Source organism: Rhodococcus sp. BP-241 (genome assembly GCF_019836145.1).
Classification (GTDB): Bacteria; Actinomycetota; Actinomycetes; order Mycobacteriales; family Mycobacteriaceae; genus Rhodococcoides.
In genome coordinates this window covers 338,794-358,432 of record NZ_JABUEI010000001.1, presented here as the reverse complement: position 1 = coordinate 358,432, position 19,639 = coordinate 338,794, and the positions used below count along the sequence as shown (strand labels likewise).

The window sequence follows — 19,639 nt, the reverse complement described above, 5'->3', positions numbered from 1 at the left end:
TCCAGGGATGCGCAAAGGGCGCACGAGGGCGCAGCCCCATCACACGCTGGCGACACCCTTGTCGAGGAACCGGTGACCGGTGACGGCCTCGGAGGTGCCGGTGCGATCGAGGTACGGCACGATGCCGCCGTTCCAGAACCCGAAGCCGCCGCCGAGGATCAGGCAGAGGTCGATGTCCTGAGCGGCCGCGACGACGCCTTCCTGCAGCATGATGTCGATCTCCTCCGCGAAGGCGCGGCGGGTGCGATCGAGCACCTGCTCGGCCGTCGACGGTGAGTCGCCCTGCGGCCACAGATCGGCGATCTCGGGGTCGACGGTCTTGGCTCCGTCGGCGCCGTAGGTCCACACCGCGGACTTCTTGTTCGCGACCATCGCCTGCAGGCCGGGGGAGTCGTGGAAGCGCTCCGGGTAGTACTCGGCCATGGTCTCGCCGGTGTGCAGTGCGACGGCGGGGCCGACGAGCGAGAGCAGCGTGAGCGGGCTCATCGGCATGCCGAGCTCGCTGATGGCGTTGTCCGCGACGTCGAAGGGCGTGCCCTCATCGATCGCGTTCATGACCTCGCCGAGGGCGCGGGTGAGCAAGCGGTTGAAGACGAAGCCGGGCTTGTCGGCGATCAGCACGGCCGACTTCTTCAGAGACTTCGCCGTCGCGAATGCTGTTGCGAGCGTACCATCGTCGGTCTTCTCACCGCGGACGATCTCCAGCAGCGGAAGAACGGCCACGGGGTTGAAGAAGTGGAACCCGACGACCCGCTCGGGGTGCTTCAGCTCCGCCGCCATACGGGTGATCGACAGCGACGACGTGTTCGTCGCGAGGACCGTCTCGGGGGAGACGAATTCCTCGAGCTCGGCGAAGACCTTCTTCTTCACGTCGAGGTTCTCGAACACTGCCTCGATGACCCAGTCGGTCGTCGCGAATGCGGACTTGTCGAGCGATCCGGACACCAACGCCTTGAGACGGTTCGCCGCGTCGGGGGAGAGTCGCTTCTTGCCCTGCAGCTTGTCGATCTCGGCGTGAACGTAGCCGACGCCCTTGTCGATGCGCTCCTGGTCGATGTCGGTGAGGATCACCGGCACCTTCAACTGACGTACGAACAGCAGGGCGAGCTGGCTGGCCATGAGGCCGGCGCCCACGATGCCGACGCCGGTGACCTTCCGGGCGAGGGACTTGTCGGGCGCTCCGGCAGGCCGCCTGGCACGCTTCTGCACGAGGTCGAAGGCGTAGAGCCCGGCCCGCAGTTCGTCGGCCATGAGAAGGTCGGCCAGCGCCTCGTCCTCGGCAGCGAAGGCGGCGTCGAGCGACGCGGAGTCGGTGATGTCGGTCGACTTCGCCAGCTCCAGCAGCTGCACGGCGCGCACCGGTCCCGGTGCGTGGTCTCCCGTCTTGCCGGACACGATGGCCTTGGCGCGCGCGATCGCGTCGTCCCAGCCCTGGCCGCGATCGATCTCGGGGCGGGCGGGGGTGACGTCACCGGAGACGACCTTCGCGGCCCACAGCAGGGACTGCTCGAGGAAATCGGCGCCGCCGAAGACTTCGTCGGCGATGCCCAGCTTCAGCGCGTCCGCAGGCTTGAGCATCCGGTTCTGGTTGAGCGCGTTCTCGATCACCACGGTGACGGCATTGGCCGGCCCGATCAGGTTGGGCAGCAACTGCGTTCCGCCCCAGCCGGGAACGAGGCCCAGGAAGGTCTCCGGGAGCCCCAGTGCCGCAGCGTTGTCCGCGACGGTGCGGTAGTGGCAGTGCAGCGCGATCTCGAGTCCACCGCCCAGAGCGGCGCCGTTGACGAAGGCGAACGTGGGCACCGTGGACTCGCGCAGGCGGCGGAACACCTTGTGCCCCAACGTGCCGATCTCCAGGGCCACCGCCCGGTCGGAGATGTTCGGCACACCGTTGAGGTCCGCGCCGACGGCGAAGATGAAGGGCTTGCCGGTGACCGCGACGGCCACCGGACGTGCGGCGTACGCCGCATCGAGGGCCGCATCGAGCTCGGCGAGTCCGGCGGGCCCGAAGGTGGACGGCTTGGTGTGGTCGAAGCCGTTGTCGAGGGTGACGATGGCGACCGGGCCGTCGAGGCCCGGCACGGTGACGATCCTGGTGAACGCGTGGGTCACCACTTCGTCGGCAAAAGCTGAAGTCATGGCAATCACTTGCTTCCGTCGTAGGCGGGGTTTTCCCAGATGACGCTGCCGCCCATGCCGAGGCCGATGCACATGGTGGTGAGGCCGTAGCGGACATCGGGACGGGTGGCGAACTGTCGGCTGAGCTGGGTCATCAGTCGAACGCCCGAGGACGCGAGGGGGTGGCCGCAGGCGATGGCTCCGCCCCACTGATTGATCCGGGCGTCGTCGTCGGCGATGCCGAAGTGCTCGGTGAACGCGAGGACCTGGATGGCGAAGGCCTCGTTGATCTCGAAGAGGCCGATGTCCTCGATGGACAGGCCGGTGCGTCCGAGCAGCTTCTCGGTGGCGGGGACGGGACCGATTCCCATCACGGCGGGATCGACGCCGGCGAAGGAGAAGCCCACCATGCGCATGCCGACCTTCAGGCCGAGCTCGGCGGCGGTGTCCTCACCGGCGAGGATGGCGGCGGTCGCACCGTCGTTGAGTCCGGCCGCGTTGCCTGCGGTGACCCGACCGGCGGGCCGGAACGGGGTCTTGAGCTTCGCCAGATCCTCGAGCGTGGTGCCGGGGCGCGGCGGCTCGTCCTCGGTGGCCAGACCCCAACCCGCAGCGGACTTCGTGGCGACGGGAACCAGTGTCTCGGCGATCAGGCCGGCCTTCTTCGCGGCGTCGTACTTCTCCTGGCTCGCGACGGCGTAGGCGTCCGTGCGGTCCTTGGTGATCGACGGGTAGCGGTCGTGCAGGTTCTCGGCCGTGTTGCCCATGACGAGCGCACTCGGGTCGACGAGCTTGTCGGCCAGGAAGCGCGGGTTCGGATCGACGCCCTCGCCCATCGGGTGCCGGCCCATGTGCTCGACGCCGCCGGCGATGACGACGTCGTACTGTCCGAAGCCGATGCCCGACGCGGTGGTGGTCACCGCGGTCATCGCGCCCGCACACATCCGGTCGACGGCGAAACCGGGCACGCTGCGGGGGAGCCCGGCGAGCAGTGCCGACGTGCGGCCGATGGTCAGACCCTGGTCGCCGGTCTGCGTCGTGGCGGCGATGCCGACCTCGTCGACGCGCTCGGGTGGCAGTTCGGGATTGCGGCGGAGCAGTTCACGGATCGCTTTGACCACGAGGTCGTCCGCTCGGGTGTCCGCGTACATACCCTTGGGGCCGGCCTTGCCGAACGGCGTACGAACACCGTCGACGAACGCGACGCCACGACTGGACGCGGATCGAGCGGGAGCGGATTTCGGAGAAGACATGGTTCCTTCCGGCAGGCGCTGGAACGAGCCGGACGCCCGGCTCGCGCGCCCACTCTAACCCGTGCCTACTCGCCGGTAACTTCGGCCGTCCTCGACTCCTCGGCGGTCCGTAGGCCTGCTGCCACGACGGGACCCGCCACCTCGCGCTGCCAGGGCCGCGACCCGTGCGCCTCGAGGAAACGGTCTACGAGCACGTCCTCGTCCGTCCCGTACTCCGCGACGAGAGCGGGGTGGTCCCAGCAGATCCGACGGACGAGATCGGGAGTCAGCAGGTTCTCGACGGGAATCGCGGCATCCGCGGACAGGGCGGCCATCGCGTCGCGGACGGCGGACAGACGCCCGGCGGCCTCCGGATCGCGCCGCGCCCACCGACTGACCGGCGGCGGCCCCACGAAGGGCTGCGTCACCGGGGGCAGCGCATCGTCGGGAAGTGCGCGGGCGTGCTCGATCGCGTCCATCCACACGCGCGCCTGGCGACGCTGACGAGGTCCGCCGAAGACGGGCAACGCGTTCAGCTCGGACACCGTGGCGGGGTTCCTCTGCGCGGCGGCGACGATCGCGGAGTCCGGCAGGACGCGGCTCGGCGCGATGTCGCGGCGGCGCGCGAGATCGTCGCGGGCGGTCCACAGAGCGCGGACGACGGCGAGCGTCCGCGCGTTCTTGATGGTGTGGATACCGGAGGTGCGGCGCCAGCGGTCGGGCTTGGGAGGCGCCGGGGGTGCGGTGCGAATGTACTCGAATTCCTGTGCGGCCCAGTCGGTCTTGCCCTGGCTCTCGAGCTCCTCGGCCATGGCGTCACGCAACTCGACGAGCACCTCGACATCGAGTGCCGCGTAGTTGAGCCAGGTGTCGGGCAACGGTCGGGTGGACCAGTCCGCCGCACCGTGACCCTTCTGCAGCGACAGGCCCAACGTCCGTTCGACGATGGCCGCCAGACCGACACGGTCGAAGCCGGCGAGTCGGCCCGCCAGCTCCGTGTCGTACAGCGACGCGGGCGTCATGCCGAGCTCGGCGAGCCCCGGCAGATCCTGATCGGCGGAGTGCAGTACCCACTCCATGTCGTTCACGACGGCGGCGAAGCCCGCGAGCGCCTCGACACCACCGTCGCGGACCACCGGAATCGGATCGAGCAGGACGGTGCCCGCACCCCGGCGACGGAACTGCAGCAGATACGCGCGAGCCGAGTATCGGAAACCCGATGCGCGTTCCGCGTCGACGGCCAACGGTCCGGTTCCCGACGCCAGCAGTTCCGCGGCCGCTCGCACCGCGTCCGCCGTGTCCGTCAACGGCGGGACCCCCTCGCGTGGAGCGAGAAGGGGAGTCGCCTCCGGCTCGACGGCGGTGTCGCCGGAGGAGGCAGGAGTCGAGTCGGGCGTGTCGGGCATTGTTCGAACTCTAGGCTGTCCGACGATCAGGCGTCGGAGCTGCCCGAGTCGGCGCGTGCACCCAGCGCCGTGATGCCCGCCGGGGGCAGCCCCGCGGCGTAGGCGAGAACCTCACCGAACGCCTCGACGTGCACCGACAGTTCCTCGCTGAGCGCGGTCCACGAGGCCCGCAGCTCGAGCTGGTGGGCACGCGGCGGGCCGGCGATGTCCCCGTACCGCACCGAACTCGTCGAGGTGACCGTGCCGCCCAGCGCCGTCAGCGGCTCGGACCGCGCCTCGAACGCGTCGACCAGCCAACTCCACGCCACCTCGGGCAGCAGCGGATCCGACGCCAGCGACGCGTCGACGTCGGCCTGGATGTAGGCGACCAGGCGCATGGTGCCGTTCCACGCCTCGTCGCCGTCCGGGTCGTACAACAGGATGAGACGCCCGAACGCGTCACCCTCGCTCTGCTCGGGCACCGACTCCGTCTCGGAGTGGCGCACCTCGGCCCCCAGTGCGTAACTGAACGGTGCCAGGCGCTGCGGAGGCCGGATAGGCCCGACCTCGATGCTCGGGTGGACCGTCGCCCGGTGCATCGCGTCGATGGCGGCGCGGAAGGGCGCAGGCTGCGAGGCGCTCTCGGACGTGGTCACGTGTGCGGACGTTAGCCGCGACCGTCGGCCCAGCGGAGGAGGCGCGCCGGGCAGGTGTGCGTCTCTGGCAGCATGGACGCCGATGAACACCATCCCTGACGCCGTCGGCCCGCGTCGAAGCCTGCCCGAAGCTCCCTTCCTCGCGGCCGCGACGGGACGGACGCCGTCGCGTCGGCCCGTGTGGTTCATGCGTCAGGCCGGTCGGTCGCTGCCCGAGTACCGCAAGTTGCGGGAGGGCACCTCCATGCTCGCCTCGTGCTTCGACCCCGAGATGGTCTGCGAGATCACGATGCAGCCGGTCCGGCGGCACGGGGTCGACGCGGCGATCCTGTTCTCCGACATCGTCGTGCCGCTCAAGGCGGCCGGCGTCGACCTCGAGATCGTGGCCGGCACCGGTCCCGTCGTGGCGAACCCGGTGCGGTCCGTGGCCGACGTGCAGTCGTTGCCGGTCCTGCAGTCGGAGCAGATCGAGCCGGTCGCGAAGGCCATCTCCCTGCTTCTGGCCGAGTTGAAGGACGTGCCCCTCATCGGCTTCGCGGGCGCACCGTTCACGCTGGCGTCCTACCTGGTCGAAGGCGGTCCGAGTCGCAACCACGAGCGCACCAAGGCGCTCATGCACTCGGATCCGCAGACGTGGCATGCATTGCTCTCGTCGCTGGCCGACATGACCATCGCCTTCCTCACCGCGCAGGCCGATGCCGGCGTCGACGCGGTCCAGCTCTTCGACTCGTGGGCCGGGGCGCTGTCACTTGCCGAGTACCGCGAGTTCGTGTTCCCCCACTCCAGCCGCGTGTTCGAGGCCATGGCGTCGGCCGGCGTGCCGCGCATCCACTTCGGTGTCGGGACGGGCGAGCTGCTCGGGGCGATGGGGGAGGCGGGCGCGGACGTCGTCGGTGTCGACTGGCGGATCCCGCTCGACGTCGCCGCTCGTCGAGTCGGTCCGGGCAAGGCTCTGCAGGGCAATCTCGATCCCGCCGTGCTGTTCGCGGGCCCCGGCGCGGTGCGCCGTGAGGTCACCCGCATCGTGGGCGAGGCGGACGCCGCACTCGCGGCCGGCGCCACCGGGCACATCTTCAACCTGGGCCACGGGGTCCTGCCCGCCACCGATCCCGACGTGGTGACGTCGGTGGTGGAGCTGGTGCACTCGCTGTGACCTCGGTCGCCGTCGTCGGAGCGGGCATCAGCGGACTGGTGGCCGCGTACCGGCTGCGGCAGTCGCTGGGACCGGCCGCGCGGATCGTGGTGGTCGAGAAGGCGCCGCGCATCGGGGGCAAACTCCGGTCGGTGGACCTGGCGGGTGGCCCGGTCGACGTCGGTGCCGAGGCGTTCATCGCGCGTCGTCCCGAGGTTCCCTCTCTGCTCGACGAGCTCGGACTCGCCGACCAGCTCGTGCGGCCGTCGCCCGCCGCCCGCCCGCTCCTGCGCTCGGGCGGCGCACTGCACGGACTGCCGACCGGCACGTTGATGGGCATCCCGGCCACGTCCGACTCGGTGCGGACTCTGGTCGACGACGCCACGTGCCGCCGCATCGACACCGATCGTGACCGGCCGCTGCGGTGGACGCCCGGCGACGATGCGTCGGTGGGTGACCTGGTGTCCGAACGCTTCGGCTCCCAGGTGACCGCGCGGAGCGTCGACCCGCTGCTGGGCGGCGTCTACTCCGGGCTGGCCGTCACCACGAGCATCCGCGCCGCGGTGCCGACTCTCGCCGCGGCCCTCGACGCCGGTGCCCCGTCGTTGGTGGACGCCGTCGAGCGAGCGCGCCCGACGCCGTCGCCGGGACCGGTGTTCGGCGGACTGCGCGGTGGCTACGGCGTGCTTCTCGACGCGCTGCTCGCCGCCTCCGGTGCCGAACTCGTCGCCGCGGACGTGCGGCGGGTGACGTCCGACGGCCGGGGCGCGTGGCACGTCGACGGCGTCGGGGTGGTGGACGGCGTCGTCCTCGCCGCGCCCGCACCGCAGACGGTCTCGATGCTGGTCGACACGGCGCCCGCACTCGCGCGGGAACTCGGGGACGTGGAACTCGCCTCGTCGGCAGTGGTGGCCCTCGGGTTCGAGGACGGGGGACTACCGCAGAACTCGGGCGTCCTGGTCGCCACGGGGGAGCTCGATTCCTCCGGTGATCCGTTGCGCGCCAAAGCATTCACGCTGTCGAGCCGCAAGTGGCCGCATCTCGCCGAGCGCGGCGGCCAGCTGGTGCGGGTCTCCTTCGGACGCTTCGGGGACGCGGACATCGTCGACCGGCCCGACGTCGACCTGGTGTCGGCGGCCCGCACGGATCTGCGTGAGGTGCTCGGTGTGGACGAGGAGCCGACGACGACGTTCGTGCAACGCTGGCACGGCGGACTGCCGCAGTACCGCCCCGGCCACACCGACCTCGTGGCCCGCGTCGAGGACGCCGCCTCGGCGGTGGGCCGACTCGAACTCGCGGGCGCGTACCTGCACGGCGTCGGAGTTCCCGCGTGCGTCGCGACGGCATCCGCGGCGGCGGCCCGGCTGGCGGAGGCGCTGGCCTGACGGCCCGATCCGGACGGCCGGGTGGCACGATGGGGGTCATGGCACGTCTCGATTTCGAAGCACTCAATTCCACTTTGCGCTACTCGATGCACTCGGTATTCACGGCTCGGCCGGGCGCTCTCGGTGAGGATCGGGAGGCGGTGCTCGCCGAGGCCCGCGCGTTCTTCGACGGTCTCGACGAGACCGACGTAGTGGTGCGCGGGATCTACGACGTGGCCGGACTGCGCGCCGACGCCGACTTCATGATCTGGTGGCACGCGGAGAAGATCGAGGACCTGCAGGCGGCGTACGCGCGCTTCCGTCGGTCCACGGCTCTCGGCCGCGCGTGCGACGCGTTCTGGAGCAACGCCGCGTTGCACCGCCCCGCGGAGTTCAACAAGTCGCACGTCCCGGCCTTCATCGCCGGCGAGGAGCCGGGCGCCTACATCTGCGTGTACCCGTTCGTCCGCTCGCTCGACTGGTACCTGCTGCCCGACGCGGAGCGTCGCACGATGCTCGCCGACCACGGCAAGGCGGCACGCGGCTACAAGGACGTGCGCGCCAACACCGTCCCGTCGTTCGCCCTGGGCGACTACGAGTGGATTCTCGCGTTCGAGGCTCCGACGCTGGACCGCATCGTCGACCTGATGCGTGATCTGCGTGCGACCGAGGCCAGACGTCATGTGCGGGAGGAAGTTCCGTTCTTCAGCGGACCCCGGGTGACGGTCGAGGCGCTCGTCGAGTCACTTCCGTGACCACGCCGGCCGCGGTGCTCTTCGACTTCTCCGGCACGCTGTTCCGTCTCGAGGAGGACGAGAGCTGGTTCACCGATCTGCGCGTCGGCGACGACGAGCAGATCGACGGTCGTCTCCAGGCCGAGTTGATGCGCCGCATGACCCAGCCCGTCGGGTCGGTGGTCACCCTGGACGACGACGGCCACCGGGCCTGGGAGGTTCGCGATCTCGACCCCGGGATGCACCGGGCCGCCTACCTGGCAGTGCTGAAGGCGTCGGGTGTGCACCGCGTCGAGCACGCCGAGGCGTTGTACGACAAGGTGATCGACCCGTCCTCGTGGACGCCGTACCCCGACACGGCGCGAGTGCTGCACGGTCTCGCCGATCGCGGCGTTCCCGTGGCGGTGGTCAGCAACATCGCGTTCGATCTGCGCGCGGCGTTCGATCTGATCGGCGTGCACGACACCGTCGCGCACTACGCTCTGTCGTTCGAGGTGGGCGCCGTCAAGCCCGATGCCGCGATCTTCCGCTCCGCCGTGGACGCTCTGGGCGTCGACCCGGCCTCGTGCCTGATGGTCGGCGACAGCGAGGAGGCCGACGGCGGAGCGCAGGCGCTCGGTATGTCCTTCGCGCTGCTCGATCCACTGCCGACGTCCGAACGACCGTCGGCTCTGATCGGCGCCGTGGCGGCGCACGGTCTCGCGCTCGCGTAGGGCGCCGTGACGTCCGCGCGCCGTGGGGTGCAGCACATGGCCCACTTCGGTATGTACACCGCCGACACGGACGGCCGGGACGTGGTCGCGGTCCGTCCGCCGACGGGCGACGCCGATCCGTCCCCGATCCTGGGCAACGTTCCCGGGTCGGTGACCCATCGCTCGCGCATCCGTCGACCGGCGGTGCGTCGGGGCTGGCTCGAGAACGGCCCCGGACCGTCCACCGCGCGTGGCGCCGATGCGTTCGTCGAGATGGAGTGGGACGAGTTCCTCCCCCTGCTCGCCGGCGAGCTCCGTCGAGTCGTGCGCGAGCACGGCAACGAGGCCGTCTTCGGCGGGTCGTACGGGTGGGGCAGCGCGGGCCGGTTCCACCACGCGCAGAGTCAGGTTCACCGGTTCCTGAACACCCTGGGTGGCTACACGCGGTCGGTGGGCAGCTACTCCCTCGGCGCCACCGGCACGATCATGCCGCGGGTCATGGGGACGCACTGGAAGATGTTCTCGCGCTCCACCTCGTGGGACGTGATCGCCGAGCACACCGATCTACTGGTCGCGTTCGGCGGCGTTCCGCTGAAGAACACGTCGGTCAATCACGGTGGCACCAGCGATCATCCGACACGCGACGCGCTGCATCGCCTTCGTGCGCGCGGCGGCCGGATCGTCTCGATCTCGCCGCTGCGTGACGACACGGACGGAGCGGCGGAGTGGATCGCACCCGTACCGGGGTCGGATGTCGCCCTCATGTTGGGGCTGGCACACGTGCTCGCCTCGGAGGGGTTGCACGACACCGCGTTCCTGCAGCGGTACACCACCGGGTACGACGTCTTCGAGCGCTACCTGCTCGGCGAGACCGACGGTGTCCCGAAGTCACCGGAGTGGGCGCAGAACCTGACGGGGGTCCCGGCGTCGGACATCACCGCCCTGGCGCGGCGCATGGCTCGCGCCACCACGCTGGTCACCGTCACCTGGTCACTGCAGCGCATCCGCCACGGTGAGCAGGCGCCGTGGATGGGTCTCACGCTCGCCGCGATGCTCGGCGGCGTCGGTGTGCCGGGCGCGGGCTTCGGCCACGGCTACGGGTCGATGAACGAACCCGGCCTGGCACCCGTGCCGTATCCGCTGCCCACGCTTCCCCAGGGCCTCAACGGTGTGTCGACGTCGATTCCGGTCGCCGCGATCTCGGACATGCTGTTGAACCCTGGTGGGCCGTACGACGCGGACGGCACCGCGTCGACGTATCCGGACATCCGGCTGCTGCACTGGGCCGGCGGCAACCCGTTCCATCACCACCAGGACATCGGCCGGTTGCGCATCGCGCTGGCTCGCCCCGAGACCATCGTGGTGCACGAGCCGTACTGGACACCGATGGCACGGCACGCCGACTTAGTGGTGCCGTCGACGACGACCCTCGAACGCGACGACCTGAGCTGCACCCGCAACGACCCGCTGCTCGTGGCGATGCAGGCCGCCGTTCCGCCCTTCGCCGACAGCCGCGACGACTACGACACCTTCGCGCTGCTCGCGCGAGAGCTCGGCGTCGAGTACGAATTCACGGAAGGTCGCTCGTCCGCGGACTGGCTGCGGCACCTCTACGACCAGTGGCGACGGTTCGTGTCCGATGCGGGGCGGGTGACGCCGCCTGTGTTCGACGAGTTCTGGACCGAGGGAACGTTCCGGATGGACACCGAGGACGGTCTCACGCTGCTGTCCGATTTTCGCGACGATCCCGAGCGGGCCCCCTTGCGGACACCGAGCGGGCGCATCGAGATCTTCTCGGCCGACATCGAGTCGTTCGGCTACGCCGACTGCGGGGGACACCCACGGTGGTACACACCGGACGAGTGGCTGGGCGGTGAACGCGCACAGGCGTTCCCGCTGCACCTGATCGCGAACCAACCGCGGACCCGGTTACACAGCCAACTCGATCACGGGGCCGTGAGCCTCGCGTCGAAGATTCAGGGCCGGGAACCGATGCGCATGCATCCCGCGGACGCCGCAGCGCGCGGACTCCGCGACGGCGACGTGGTGCGGGTGTTCAACGACCGTGGCTCGTGCCTCGCGGGGCTCGTCGTCGACGATCGCCTGCGCGAGCGCGTGGTGCAACTGTCGACCGGCGCCTGGTACGACCCGCTCGATCCGTCGGACCCGCGCTCGATGTGCGTGCACGGCAACCCGAACGTGCTCACCGCCGACCGCGGCACGTCGTCGCTCGCGCAGGGGTCCACCGGCCAGCACGTCCTGGTGGACGTCCAGAAGTGGACCGGCGAACTGCCGCCGATCCGCGCGCACGATCAGCCGGAGTTCGTCGATCGTGGGGACGTGCGTCAGAAGTAGACGCGGCTGATGACCTGGGCGACCAGCGCGGGCTTCGTCGCACCCTCGATCTCGATGGTCGAGTCGACGGTCATCTGCACCGCTCCGCCGACCAGCCGATCTGCTGCGGCGAGGACGGCCGTCAGACGAACGCGCGACCCGACGAGCACAGGATTGACGAAGCGAACCTTGTTGCTGCCGTAGTTGACTCCCATCGTGGAGTTCTCGACCGTGTAGGTCTGCCAGGACAGGGCCGGCAACAGGGACAGCGTGAGGTACCCGTGGGCGACGGGACCACCGAAGGGGCTCTCCTTCGCGGCGCGCTCGGGATCCACGTGGATCCACTGGTGGTCACCGGTGGCGTCGGCGAACTGGTTCACGCGCTCCTGCGTGATCTCCAGCCAGTCGCTGGTGCCGATGGTCTCGCCGAGGGCGGACACGATGTCGTCCGCGGACGTGAAGGTACGCATGGAGCCGACACTAGCGGCGGCGAGCCGTTCTGCACAGAACCTCTGTCGGGGCGCCACATCCGGCCCTGCGGACCCGGCCTGGGTGCAGGACGAGCGCAGTACGATGCGCCGATGACGTCACACCCGGAACCCACCGGCCTACTCGAGCGCGTCGAGACGGGTGTCGATCTCGTGCTGGAGCGCGTCCTGGACGTACCGATCGACGACGTCTGGGACAGTCTCACCGTCAGTGAGCGCACCGCGCGGTGGTACGGCAGCTGGGAGGGAACGCAGGGAGCCGGCAGCACCGTGCGGGTGACGATGGGGTTCGAGGAGAACGCACCTGCCTCCGACCTGACGATCCTGGCGTGTGACGCGCCGAGGTATCTCGCACTGGAGTCCGACGGGTGGACGTTCGACGTGACGCTCAGGACCACGGGAGACGGGACCATGCTGATGTTCCGGCACCACCTGACGACGACGGACGGCCTCGAGGGCATCGGCCCGGGATGGGAGTACTACCTCGACATGCTGGTCTCCACACACACGGAAGGGTGGTCGCCGTCCTTCGACGACTACCACCCGTCCCAGTGTGGGTACTACGGCTCACTCAGGCCTTCGGCTCCAGCGTGAGCGAGATCGAGTTGATGCAGTACCGCTGATCGGTCGGGGTGGGGTACCCCTCGCCCTCGAAGACGTGGCCGAGGTGACTGTGGCAGTTGCTGCACAGGACCTCGGTGCGCTTCATGCCCATCGACCGGTCGACCTTCAGGATCACGGCGTCGGTGTCCTTGGGATCGAAGAAGGACGGCCACCCGCAGTGGGACTCGAACTTCTCGGTGCTGCGGAACAGTTCGGCGTCACAGGCGCGGCACTTGTAGACGCCCTCGGTGGTGGTGTCGGTGTACTCGCCGACGAACGGCCGCTCGGTGCCGGCCTTGCGCAGCACTGCGTACTCGGCTGCGGTGAGCTTGGTACGCCACTCGTCGTCGGACAGCTCGAACGTGGGCTTCTTCTCTGGTGCGGAACTCATGCCTCCACGCTAATGCGTGGCCGCGGTTCCCGCTGTCGTCGCAGGTACAGGCTTCGGTGAGGTCGTGTTCTCGTCGAGCAGGAACGCCGGATCGATGCCGCCGTCCAGCCGGCCCTCGCGGCGCGCGGTGAGATAGCGACCGACGAGCACGGCGAAGATCACGACGATGATCAGCGACCAACCCCACGTCGTGCGGAGGTACTCGATGGAGCGCCCGAACTCCGGGAAGCGGCCGACGAGCCAGCTGTCGTAGCTGAGGAACCCGTACACGGCGAGCCACGCCGGCCAGTTGCGCATCACCGAGTTGCGCAGCACCACCGACATGATCAGCGGGAACAGCATCATCGAGTAGTACATCTGGCCGAGCGACGCGAGCAGGAACGATGCGACCAGCAGCAGCCCACCCGCAGTGGTCACGAAGAACAGTTCGTCGTGGCGGTAGTACTTCCACAGCAGCCACAGGGACACGAGCACCATCACGGCGAACACGGCGCGGAGCGCGAGCACCAGCGCGGTGGGCAGTCCGTAGTAGAGGCCGTTGCCGACGATCGCGCTGTTGAAGTAGTCCCGCGTCTCGAGGAGGTACGGCACCGTGTGGGAGACGAAGGCCATCGGGTCGACCGACAGCGGGATGGCGAGCAGCGTCAGAACGACGGGGATGCCGACGGCGGTGACGAAGACGCGCCACTCCTTGCGGACGAGCGGCAGCAGAAGCAGCGGTGCGAGAGTCGGTTTGACGGCGATGGTCAGGCCGATGGCGGCGCCGGACCAGTACGGGTGCCGCCTCAACAGCAGCATCATGAACAGCACTTCGCCGAGCAGGATCAGGCCGTTGATGTTGGTGAAGATCAGTGTGTTGGTGACGGTCTCGGTGGAGAACGCGGCGAGCAGCACCACCGGTGCGGCCACCGACGACAGGCCGAGCTCGAACATGCGCAGCAGCAGGTAGAGCGCGACGATCACGGCGACGGCGTTGACCCCGATGAACAACCAGCGCGAGCGCTCGGGGTCCAGTACGGCCAGCGGCGCGATGATCAGCGTCCCGCTCGGCGGATAGAGATAGTGCGGGTCGACCGAGTCGAAGTTCGCCGTGTAGACCTCGCGTCGATTCAGAAATGCCAACGCGGCGTTGTAGACCGGGCGGAAATCGTCGGTGATGTTGCCGTTGACGGCCTTGACGATCACGCGATTGAGGACCGTCAGGATGGCGATGGGCCACAACGCGAAACGGATCACCTGCGCGGTGGTCTCACCAGTTCGCGGTTCGAGATGACGGAACGACACCCGGAGACGGTACCCCGGCAACTAGGCCGGACACGCATTACCGCCTTCCGGCACGTCGCCCGTTTCGAGGTACGCCGCGACGGCCGCTCGTCCGCACCCCGAGCCCACCGACACGGGGTGTCCGATGCCGTCCCAGGTGATCGTCGTGGTGGCCGCGCCGGCCGCGCCCAACGCTCCCGTGACCGCCGGAAGCGGCTCCGTACCGGTGACGGCGTCGGCGTTCCCGCTGAGCACCAGGACCGGGAGCCCCAGGGTGGAGGGGACGGGCGGCGGGGTGGTCGCCGGCCACGCCGAGCAGGTGAGCAGGTTCAACGCCGCCGTCGCACCGAAGGCCGGGTACTGGCCCGACCACGACGTCTGCAGCTCCCGGACCCGGTCGGGCGCGGGCCACTGCTGGCCGTCGGTGCAGCGGCTCACGAAATGACCGTCGGTCTCGGTCAGGGCACGCACCTCGTCGACCGCGTCGTCGAGTGCGGTGGTGTTCCCGACGAGCGCACCTGCCACCGTGTCCGACGTGGAGCGCACCCGCGCGGCGCCGTCGGCGGTGGACGGATACGCCAGCAGGTGGACGACTGCCTGTCGAACGGTGGCACCGGACAGCGGTGCGAGATCACCGGCGTCGGCGCGGCGGAACAACTCCACCACCTGTGAGCGCGGATCCGCCCCGAGCGAGCATCCGACGGCGGCGCATCGGGTGGCGAACGCCGTCAGGGCGGCCTCCTCGCCGCGCACGGTCTGCTCGGCGCTGGTGACGGCGTCGGTGATGACGCTGGTGGGGGAATCGAGCACGAGGCGGGCGACGTGGTCGCCGTACGCGGCCGCGTACCCGAGCGCGACGAGGGCGCCGTTGCCCGATCCCAGGAGCGACAGGGCACGCACTCCCCACGCCTCCCGGAGCGCCTCGAGATCGTCGGCGCTGTTGGTGACCCCGAAGATGAGTGCCTCGGGAAGCAGGAAGTCGGTACACGCGATCGTCGCGTCGCGGGCGAGGGTCGCGACCTTGTCCGCCGCGTCGGTGCCGGGTGAGTACTGCCCGAGGTCGGTCAGCGCGTCGCGGGTGGACGTGGCACCCGAGTAGCAGTCGAACGGCGCGGAGTTGCCGATTCCCCGCCGATCGACACCGACGATCGGGTGGGCGTCGAGGAGCGCGGTGTCCGGCTGCGCGGCGAGCGCCGCCATGTCCGCGGACGACGGTCGATCGGTGCCGGACGTGTACACCAGCGGCGCCGCGTCCGCCGGCGTGGCGGCCGTGCGCACGCGGACCGCGGAGAGTTCGAACGTGCCGTCCGAGGCGACGGTGCGGTCGATGGGAGCGGGGAACGTCGCGCAGTCCACCAGCACTCCCGGCGCGGCCGTGACCCCGCGGGCAGCCGTGGTGCGGGCCGTGCAGTCGGTCCAGTTCAGGTCGGTGACCGGTGCCTCGAGAGGACGTGGCCCCTCGTCGGTGGGTTCGGTCGTCGCGGGCCCGTCGTCGGACCCGGCCGATCCACCCTCGATCGCCACGTCCGGACGGGTCGACGGTCCGGCCCCGCACGCGGCGGCGACCACGACGACGGCCGTCAGGGCGGCGAGCCGTGACCCGAACCTCGACATCTGCATACGTTCAGCGTGCCATCTCGCGCGCACGTACCCAGCGCACCAGGATGGTCCCGTCGTCGTCGAGCAGGATGTGGCCCGGGGTCATCGGGCGGTCGACGGCGGCATCGGACGTCGCCATCCGGCCCGAGGTCCCGGCGCTGAGGGTGGGCGAGGTGGTCACGCAGACCTCGTCGACGACATCCGCGGCGAGAAGCGACCCGAAGAGTCCGGGCCCGCCCTCGCACAGCACTCGCTGCAGGCCGAGGTCCTGCAGCAGCGCGACCACGACGTCGCCGGTGAGGTCGCCGTCGGCGCGGACGACGGTGAGCCCGGCGTCGCGCAGTGCCTGCACCTTGTCCTCGGGCGCGTGCGAGGTGGTCAGCACGATCGGCGGCACCTCCGCGCCCGACACCACCGTCGACTCGGGATCGACGCTCGCGGAGCCGGTCACCACGACGATCGGAGGGACCTCGCTCTGACCCCGCGCGGTGCGCGCGGCGCGCACCGCGTCGGACACCTCGACACCGCCGTAGTTCTCTGCCGTGACGGTGCCCGATCCCACCAGGACGGCGTCGGCGAGCGAGCGGAGCTCGCCGAAGACCGCCTTGTCAGCAGGGGTCCCCAGTCCACCGGACACCCCGTCCTGCGACACCGCACCGTCGATGCCCGCCACGAAGTTGACGCGGATCCAGGGGGAGTGGAGCTCGGCCGGATACGCGTAGAGATCGGTGAGATCGTCGTCGGTCACTGTGAGGTAGGTCCCATTATCGATACGCTGCACAAAAGCCATCACACCACGTCGTTAACCTCGTCCCATGCCACAACGCCTCGTCGACCGCGATCCCGTGGTGCCCGCCGACCAGCTGATCGCCCAGATGGTGCCGCCGGCGATGTTCGACGACGTGAGTTTCGCGTCCTACATCCCGGACCCGAACGAGCCGACGCAGGCCGAGGCAGTGCGCAAGGCGGAGGAGTTCGCCGGCAAGGTCGCGAAGATCCGGTCGGGCGGGAAGCGCGGTCTGTTCGGCAAGAAGACGCCGGCATCCGGCGCAGGTCTGTACCTCGACGGTGGGTTCGGCGTCGGCAAGACCCACCTGCTGGCCTCGATCTTCCACGCGTCGCCGGAGCCCAAGGCGTTCGGCACCTTCGTCGAGTTGACGCACGTCGTCGGAGCTCTCGGATTCACGAAGGCGCTCGACGAGCTGTCCGGTCACAGCGTGCTGTGCATCGACGAGTTCGAGCTCGACGATCCGGGCGACACGATGTTGGTGTCCCGGTTGCTCACCGAGTTGGCCGCCAAGGGCGTCTCCATCGTCGCGACGTCCAACACGCTGCCCGGCCAGTTGGGCGAGGGTCGCTTCGCCGCTCAGGACTTCCTGCGGGAGATCAAGAAGCTCGGCTCGATCTTCGAGTCCATTCGTGTCGACGGTCCCGACTACCGGCACCGCGACCTGCCCCCGGCTCCGGACCCGATCGGCGCGGACCAGATCGAAGCCGCCGCGGCGGCCGTCGAGGGATCGACGCTCGACGACTTCGACGCGCTGGTGAAGCATCTGAGCACCCTGCACCCGTCGCGCTACGGGAAGTTGATCGAGGGTGTCACGGCCGTCTTCATCGAGAACGTCCACGCGGCACCCGACCAGTCCGTGGCGCTGCGCCTCGTCGTGCTGGCCGACCGCCTGTACGACGCGGGTACGCCGGTCACCGTGTCGGGTGCGAAGCTCGACGAGCTCTTCACCGAGGAGATGCTCCAGGGCGGGTACCGGAAGAAGTACCTGCGCGCGACGTCGCGTCTGCTGGCGCTCTCGCGCTTCGCCTCCGTCTGAGTCGCTACCGTCCGAGTCGGCGTCAGGTGAGGTCGCGCTGCATGACGAAGTCCTCGTGCAGCACGGCTCCCAGCGGGAAACGCTTCTCTCCCAGCTGCCGGAAACCGCTGCGCCGATAGAACGCCAGCGCGCGGGCGTTCTGCTGGTTCACTCCGAGCCACAGCGCGCTGCGTCCGAGCCGTCGAGCCTCGTCCGCGGCCGACTCCATCAGTGCTGCAGCAACTCCCGTGCCGTGGGCGGCGGGGTCGCTGTACATCTTGCTCACCTCCACGGCGTCCGTGGCCGTGAGGGCGCTCGACACGTCCGGGTCGGTCGACGCCGACAGGATCAGCATCGTGTACCCGACCAGTGCCGTGCCCTGCGGAGCGACCCGCACGATGCGCTCGTCGTCGTCGAGGTAGGTGCGGAACGCCGACTCCGACAGCACGGTCGCCACGAAATGGTCGATGTCCTCCTGCAGCGTTCCGGGTGGACACGCCAGGGGGAAGGTCCGTCCCGCCAGATCGGCGAGGGCCGGCACGTCGGCGTGCGTGGCGCGTCTCGTGGGCTGTGTCGCCACCCGTCAGGCCGATCGAGGGTGGGCGGCGTGGGGGCGGTCCGTCGCCTCCACGGCGTCCACCACGTTCTTCGCTTGTCGCAGAGGCATTCCCGTGCGATCGCGCAGCAGCGACATCGCCTGCGCCGGCTTGCGCGCGTGCACCAGAGCGGCCACGGCGGTGTGCGTCTCGGCGTCGACGGGATGACGGTCGACGGTCTCCGTCCGTGCGGCGGCGGTGCGGTGTCGCAGCGCGAACCAGGTGACGACGACGGCGAGATCGATGACCACGAGAGCCACGACGAACCAACCCCAGGTAGGCATGAGGCAAGTCAATCACCCTGCGCCGGACGCACACGGCGATTCGGGTGATCGGCGGGCGATCGCCGTTGTGTCTTCTCACTCCCGACGTCCGAGACGTGTCGTTCACGACACCGGACGATCGGGTAGGCGGAGGATGAACGACGAACGATGGCGCGGGGTCACGACGCCGCAGCGTGGCGACGACGAGAGGATCGACATGAGCGAACAGATGACGGTGCAGTACTTCACGGGTCGCGTGGACCGGGTCAAGGCAGCGGTTCAGAAGGCCGTCGACGAGGCGGGCGCGTACGGCAGCGATCAGCTGGTGGCGGATTTCGAGTGGATCCAGTACGCCCACGATCACGTGCACGTGACGACGCGCGACGAGGTGGACTACGTCGACGACGAGACGACGACGCGGCACCTCGACGAGCTGTTCGAGCGGTACCGAGTGGGATGAGGCGGAATGCACGAAGCCCCCGTCCGAGGACGGGGGCTTCGTGTGGTGGTGCGCGATACTGGGATTGAACCAGTGACCTCTTCCGTGTCAGGGAAGCGCTCTCCCGCTGAGCTAATCGCGCGGGACCCGGTGACGGGTGACGAGGTGGAGACGGGAATCGAACCCGTGTGCACGGCTTTGCAGGCCGTTGCCTCACCACTCGGCCACTCCACCGTGGTGACGAGAACCCCGGCTCGTGAGAACCGGGGGACTCGATACCCTCGAGCGGACGACGGGATTCGAACCCGCGACCCCAACCTTGGCAAGGTTGTGCGCTACCAGCTGCGCCACGTCCGCACACTCCTCGGTGGCGTTTCCGCCTCCGTGGTGCGGTTCGAAACATTAGCCCACGTCGGCCGGAAGTCACAAATCCGCTGTTCACACCGTGTTTCCCTGCCGTCACTCCTGTCACGACCGCCGCAGGGTCGGTCAGCCGCAGCGGTGGCCGGCGCGGGTCGGGGTCCGTGTTGGGAGCACCCTCGGGG

General features: G+C 69.5%; 19 protein-coding genes and 3 tRNA genes. 8 read left to right on the top strand and 14 right to left on the bottom strand.

Annotated features, from left to right (window positions below; all coding sequences use genetic code 11):
* Positions 1 to 39 precede the first annotated feature (39 nt).
* The 4 genes from HQ308_RS01620 to HQ308_RS01605 form a co-directional block, all read right to left on the bottom strand.
* Positions 40 to 2,139: a 3-hydroxyacyl-CoA dehydrogenase NAD-binding domain-containing protein gene (locus tag HQ308_RS01620; protein WP_261775619.1), complete on the bottom strand. Its 2,100-nt coding sequence runs from the start codon at positions 2,137 to 2,139 to the stop codon at positions 40 to 42.
* A gap of 5 nt (positions 2,140 to 2,144) precedes the next feature.
* Positions 2,145 to 3,371 (bottom strand): thiolase family protein, encoded by a 1,227-nt coding sequence (locus tag HQ308_RS01615; protein WP_222645278.1) that lies wholly within the window; start codon positions 3,369 to 3,371, stop codon positions 2,145 to 2,147.
* Between the two features lie 65 nt (positions 3,372 to 3,436).
* Positions 3,437 to 4,756, bottom strand: coding sequence for a ribonuclease D (locus HQ308_RS01610; protein WP_222645277.1), 1,320 nt, complete (start codon positions 4,754 to 4,756; stop codon positions 3,437 to 3,439).
* Between the two features lie 26 nt (positions 4,757 to 4,782).
* Positions 4,783 to 5,391 carry a DUF3000 domain-containing protein gene (locus HQ308_RS01605; protein WP_027505202.1) on the bottom strand — a complete coding sequence of 203 codons (609 nt, stop codon included), beginning with the start codon at positions 5,389 to 5,391 and terminating at the stop codon, positions 4,783 to 4,785.
* Positions 5,392 to 5,473: 82 nt separating this feature from the next.
* On the opposite strand from HQ308_RS01605, the gene hemE reads away from it, so the two are divergent.
* The 5 genes from hemE to HQ308_RS01580 are packed head-to-tail and all read left to right on the top strand — an operon-like array spanning position 5,474 to position 11,668.
* The gene (gene hemE / locus HQ308_RS01600) at positions 5,474 to 6,544 is read left to right on the top strand and encodes a uroporphyrinogen decarboxylase (protein ID WP_222645276.1); all 1,071 of its coding nucleotides are present in this window, start codon (positions 5,474 to 5,476) and stop codon (positions 6,542 to 6,544) included.
* Positions 6,541 to 7,908, top strand: a complete 1,368-nt coding sequence (locus HQ308_RS01595; RefSeq protein ID WP_222645275.1) for a protoporphyrinogen oxidase — start codon at positions 6,541 to 6,543, stop codon at positions 7,906 to 7,908. The genes hemE and HQ308_RS01595 overlap by 4 nt, the downstream gene beginning before the upstream one ends.
* A 38-nt stretch (positions 7,909 to 7,946) precedes the next feature.
* Positions 7,947 to 8,642, top strand: coding sequence for a hydrogen peroxide-dependent heme synthase (gene hemQ, locus HQ308_RS01590; RefSeq protein ID WP_027505205.1), 696 nt, complete (start codon positions 7,947 to 7,949; stop codon positions 8,640 to 8,642).
* On the top strand, positions 8,639 to 9,334 hold the full coding sequence (locus HQ308_RS01585; RefSeq protein ID WP_222645274.1) for an HAD family hydrolase: 696 nt from the start codon (positions 8,639 to 8,641) through the stop codon (positions 9,332 to 9,334). Before hemQ ends, HQ308_RS01585 begins: the two co-directional genes overlap by 4 nt.
* Before the next feature lie 36 nt (positions 9,335 to 9,370).
* Complete coding sequence (locus HQ308_RS01580; protein WP_222645273.1) at positions 9,371 to 11,668, top strand: molybdopterin-dependent oxidoreductase; 2,298 nt, start codon at positions 9,371 to 9,373, stop codon at positions 11,666 to 11,668.
* On the opposite strand, the gene HQ308_RS01575 is transcribed toward HQ308_RS01580, so the two are convergent.
* Positions 11,659 to 12,117, bottom strand: a complete 459-nt coding sequence (locus HQ308_RS01575) for a MaoC family dehydratase (protein ID WP_222645272.1) — start codon at positions 12,115 to 12,117, stop codon at positions 11,659 to 11,661. The genes HQ308_RS01580 and HQ308_RS01575 overlap by 10 nt on opposite strands.
* 111 nt (positions 12,118 to 12,228) lie before the next feature.
* Here HQ308_RS01575 and HQ308_RS01570 point away from each other — a divergent pair, with 111 nt between their 5' ends.
* Positions 12,229 to 12,729, top strand: a complete 501-nt coding sequence (locus HQ308_RS01570; protein ID WP_222645271.1) for an SRPBCC domain-containing protein — start codon at positions 12,229 to 12,231, stop codon at positions 12,727 to 12,729.
* Here HQ308_RS01570 and msrB read toward each other — a convergent pair.
* The 4 genes from msrB to HQ308_RS01550 are packed head-to-tail and all read right to left on the bottom strand — an operon-like array spanning position 12,707 to position 16,781.
* A complete protein-coding gene (gene msrB / locus HQ308_RS01565) occupies positions 12,707 to 13,129 on the bottom strand; it encodes a peptide-methionine (R)-S-oxide reductase MsrB (protein ID WP_222645270.1) in 423 nt (140 codons plus the stop codon). The genes HQ308_RS01570 and msrB overlap by 23 nt on opposite strands.
* Positions 13,130 to 13,138: 9 nt before the next feature.
* The gene (locus HQ308_RS01560; RefSeq protein ID WP_222645269.1) at positions 13,139 to 14,413 is read right to left on the bottom strand and encodes a glycosyltransferase family 87 protein; all 1,275 of its coding nucleotides are present in this window, start codon (positions 14,411 to 14,413) and stop codon (positions 13,139 to 13,141) included.
* Positions 14,414 to 14,434: 21 nt separating this feature from the next.
* Positions 14,435 to 16,012: an alpha/beta hydrolase gene (locus HQ308_RS01555; protein ID WP_261775616.1), complete on the bottom strand. Its 1,578-nt coding sequence runs from the start codon at positions 16,010 to 16,012 to the stop codon at positions 14,435 to 14,437.
* A gap of 4 nt (positions 16,013 to 16,016) precedes the next feature.
* A complete protein-coding gene (locus tag HQ308_RS01550; protein WP_222645268.1) occupies positions 16,017 to 16,781 on the bottom strand; it encodes a pyrimidine reductase family protein in 765 nt (254 codons plus the stop codon).
* Positions 16,782 to 16,806: 25 nt separating this feature from the next.
* On the opposite strand from HQ308_RS01550, the gene zapE reads away from it, so the two are divergent.
* Positions 16,807 to 17,817: a cell division protein ZapE gene (gene zapE / locus HQ308_RS01545; protein WP_027505213.1), complete on the top strand. Its 1,011-nt coding sequence runs from the start codon at positions 16,807 to 16,809 to the stop codon at positions 17,815 to 17,817.
* A 22-nt stretch (positions 17,818 to 17,839) separates the two neighbouring features.
* Here zapE and HQ308_RS01540 read toward each other — a convergent pair whose 3' ends face one another.
* Both HQ308_RS01540 and HQ308_RS01535 read right to left on the bottom strand, forming a co-directional pair.
* Complete coding sequence (locus HQ308_RS01540; RefSeq protein WP_222645267.1) at positions 17,840 to 18,376, bottom strand: GNAT family N-acetyltransferase; 537 nt, start codon at positions 18,374 to 18,376, stop codon at positions 17,840 to 17,842.
* Positions 18,377 to 18,379: 3 nt separating this feature from the next.
* A complete protein-coding gene (locus HQ308_RS01535) occupies positions 18,380 to 18,676 on the bottom strand; it encodes a hypothetical protein (protein WP_162246766.1) in 297 nt (98 codons plus the stop codon).
* Positions 18,677 to 18,872: 196 nt separating this feature from the next.
* Between HQ308_RS01535 and HQ308_RS01530 the strand changes: the two genes are divergently transcribed.
* Positions 18,873 to 19,115 (top strand): hypothetical protein, encoded by a 243-nt coding sequence (locus HQ308_RS01530; RefSeq protein WP_162246765.1) that lies wholly within the window; start codon positions 18,873 to 18,875, stop codon positions 19,113 to 19,115.
* Positions 19,116 to 19,161: 46 nt separating this feature from the next.
* On the opposite strand, the gene HQ308_RS01525 is transcribed toward HQ308_RS01530, so the two are convergent.
* The 3 genes from HQ308_RS01525 to HQ308_RS01515 all read right to left on the bottom strand — a co-directional run bounded on the left by HQ308_RS01525 (position 19,162) and on the right by HQ308_RS01515 (position 19,451).
* A tRNA-Val gene (locus HQ308_RS01525) sits at positions 19,162 to 19,236 on the bottom strand.
* A 21-nt stretch (positions 19,237 to 19,257) separates the two neighbouring features.
* A tRNA-Cys gene (locus tag HQ308_RS01520) sits at positions 19,258 to 19,328 on the bottom strand.
* Between the two features lie 50 nt (positions 19,329 to 19,378).
* A tRNA-Gly gene (locus tag HQ308_RS01515) sits at positions 19,379 to 19,451 on the bottom strand.
* Between the last annotated feature and the right edge of the window lie 188 nt (positions 19,452 to 19,639).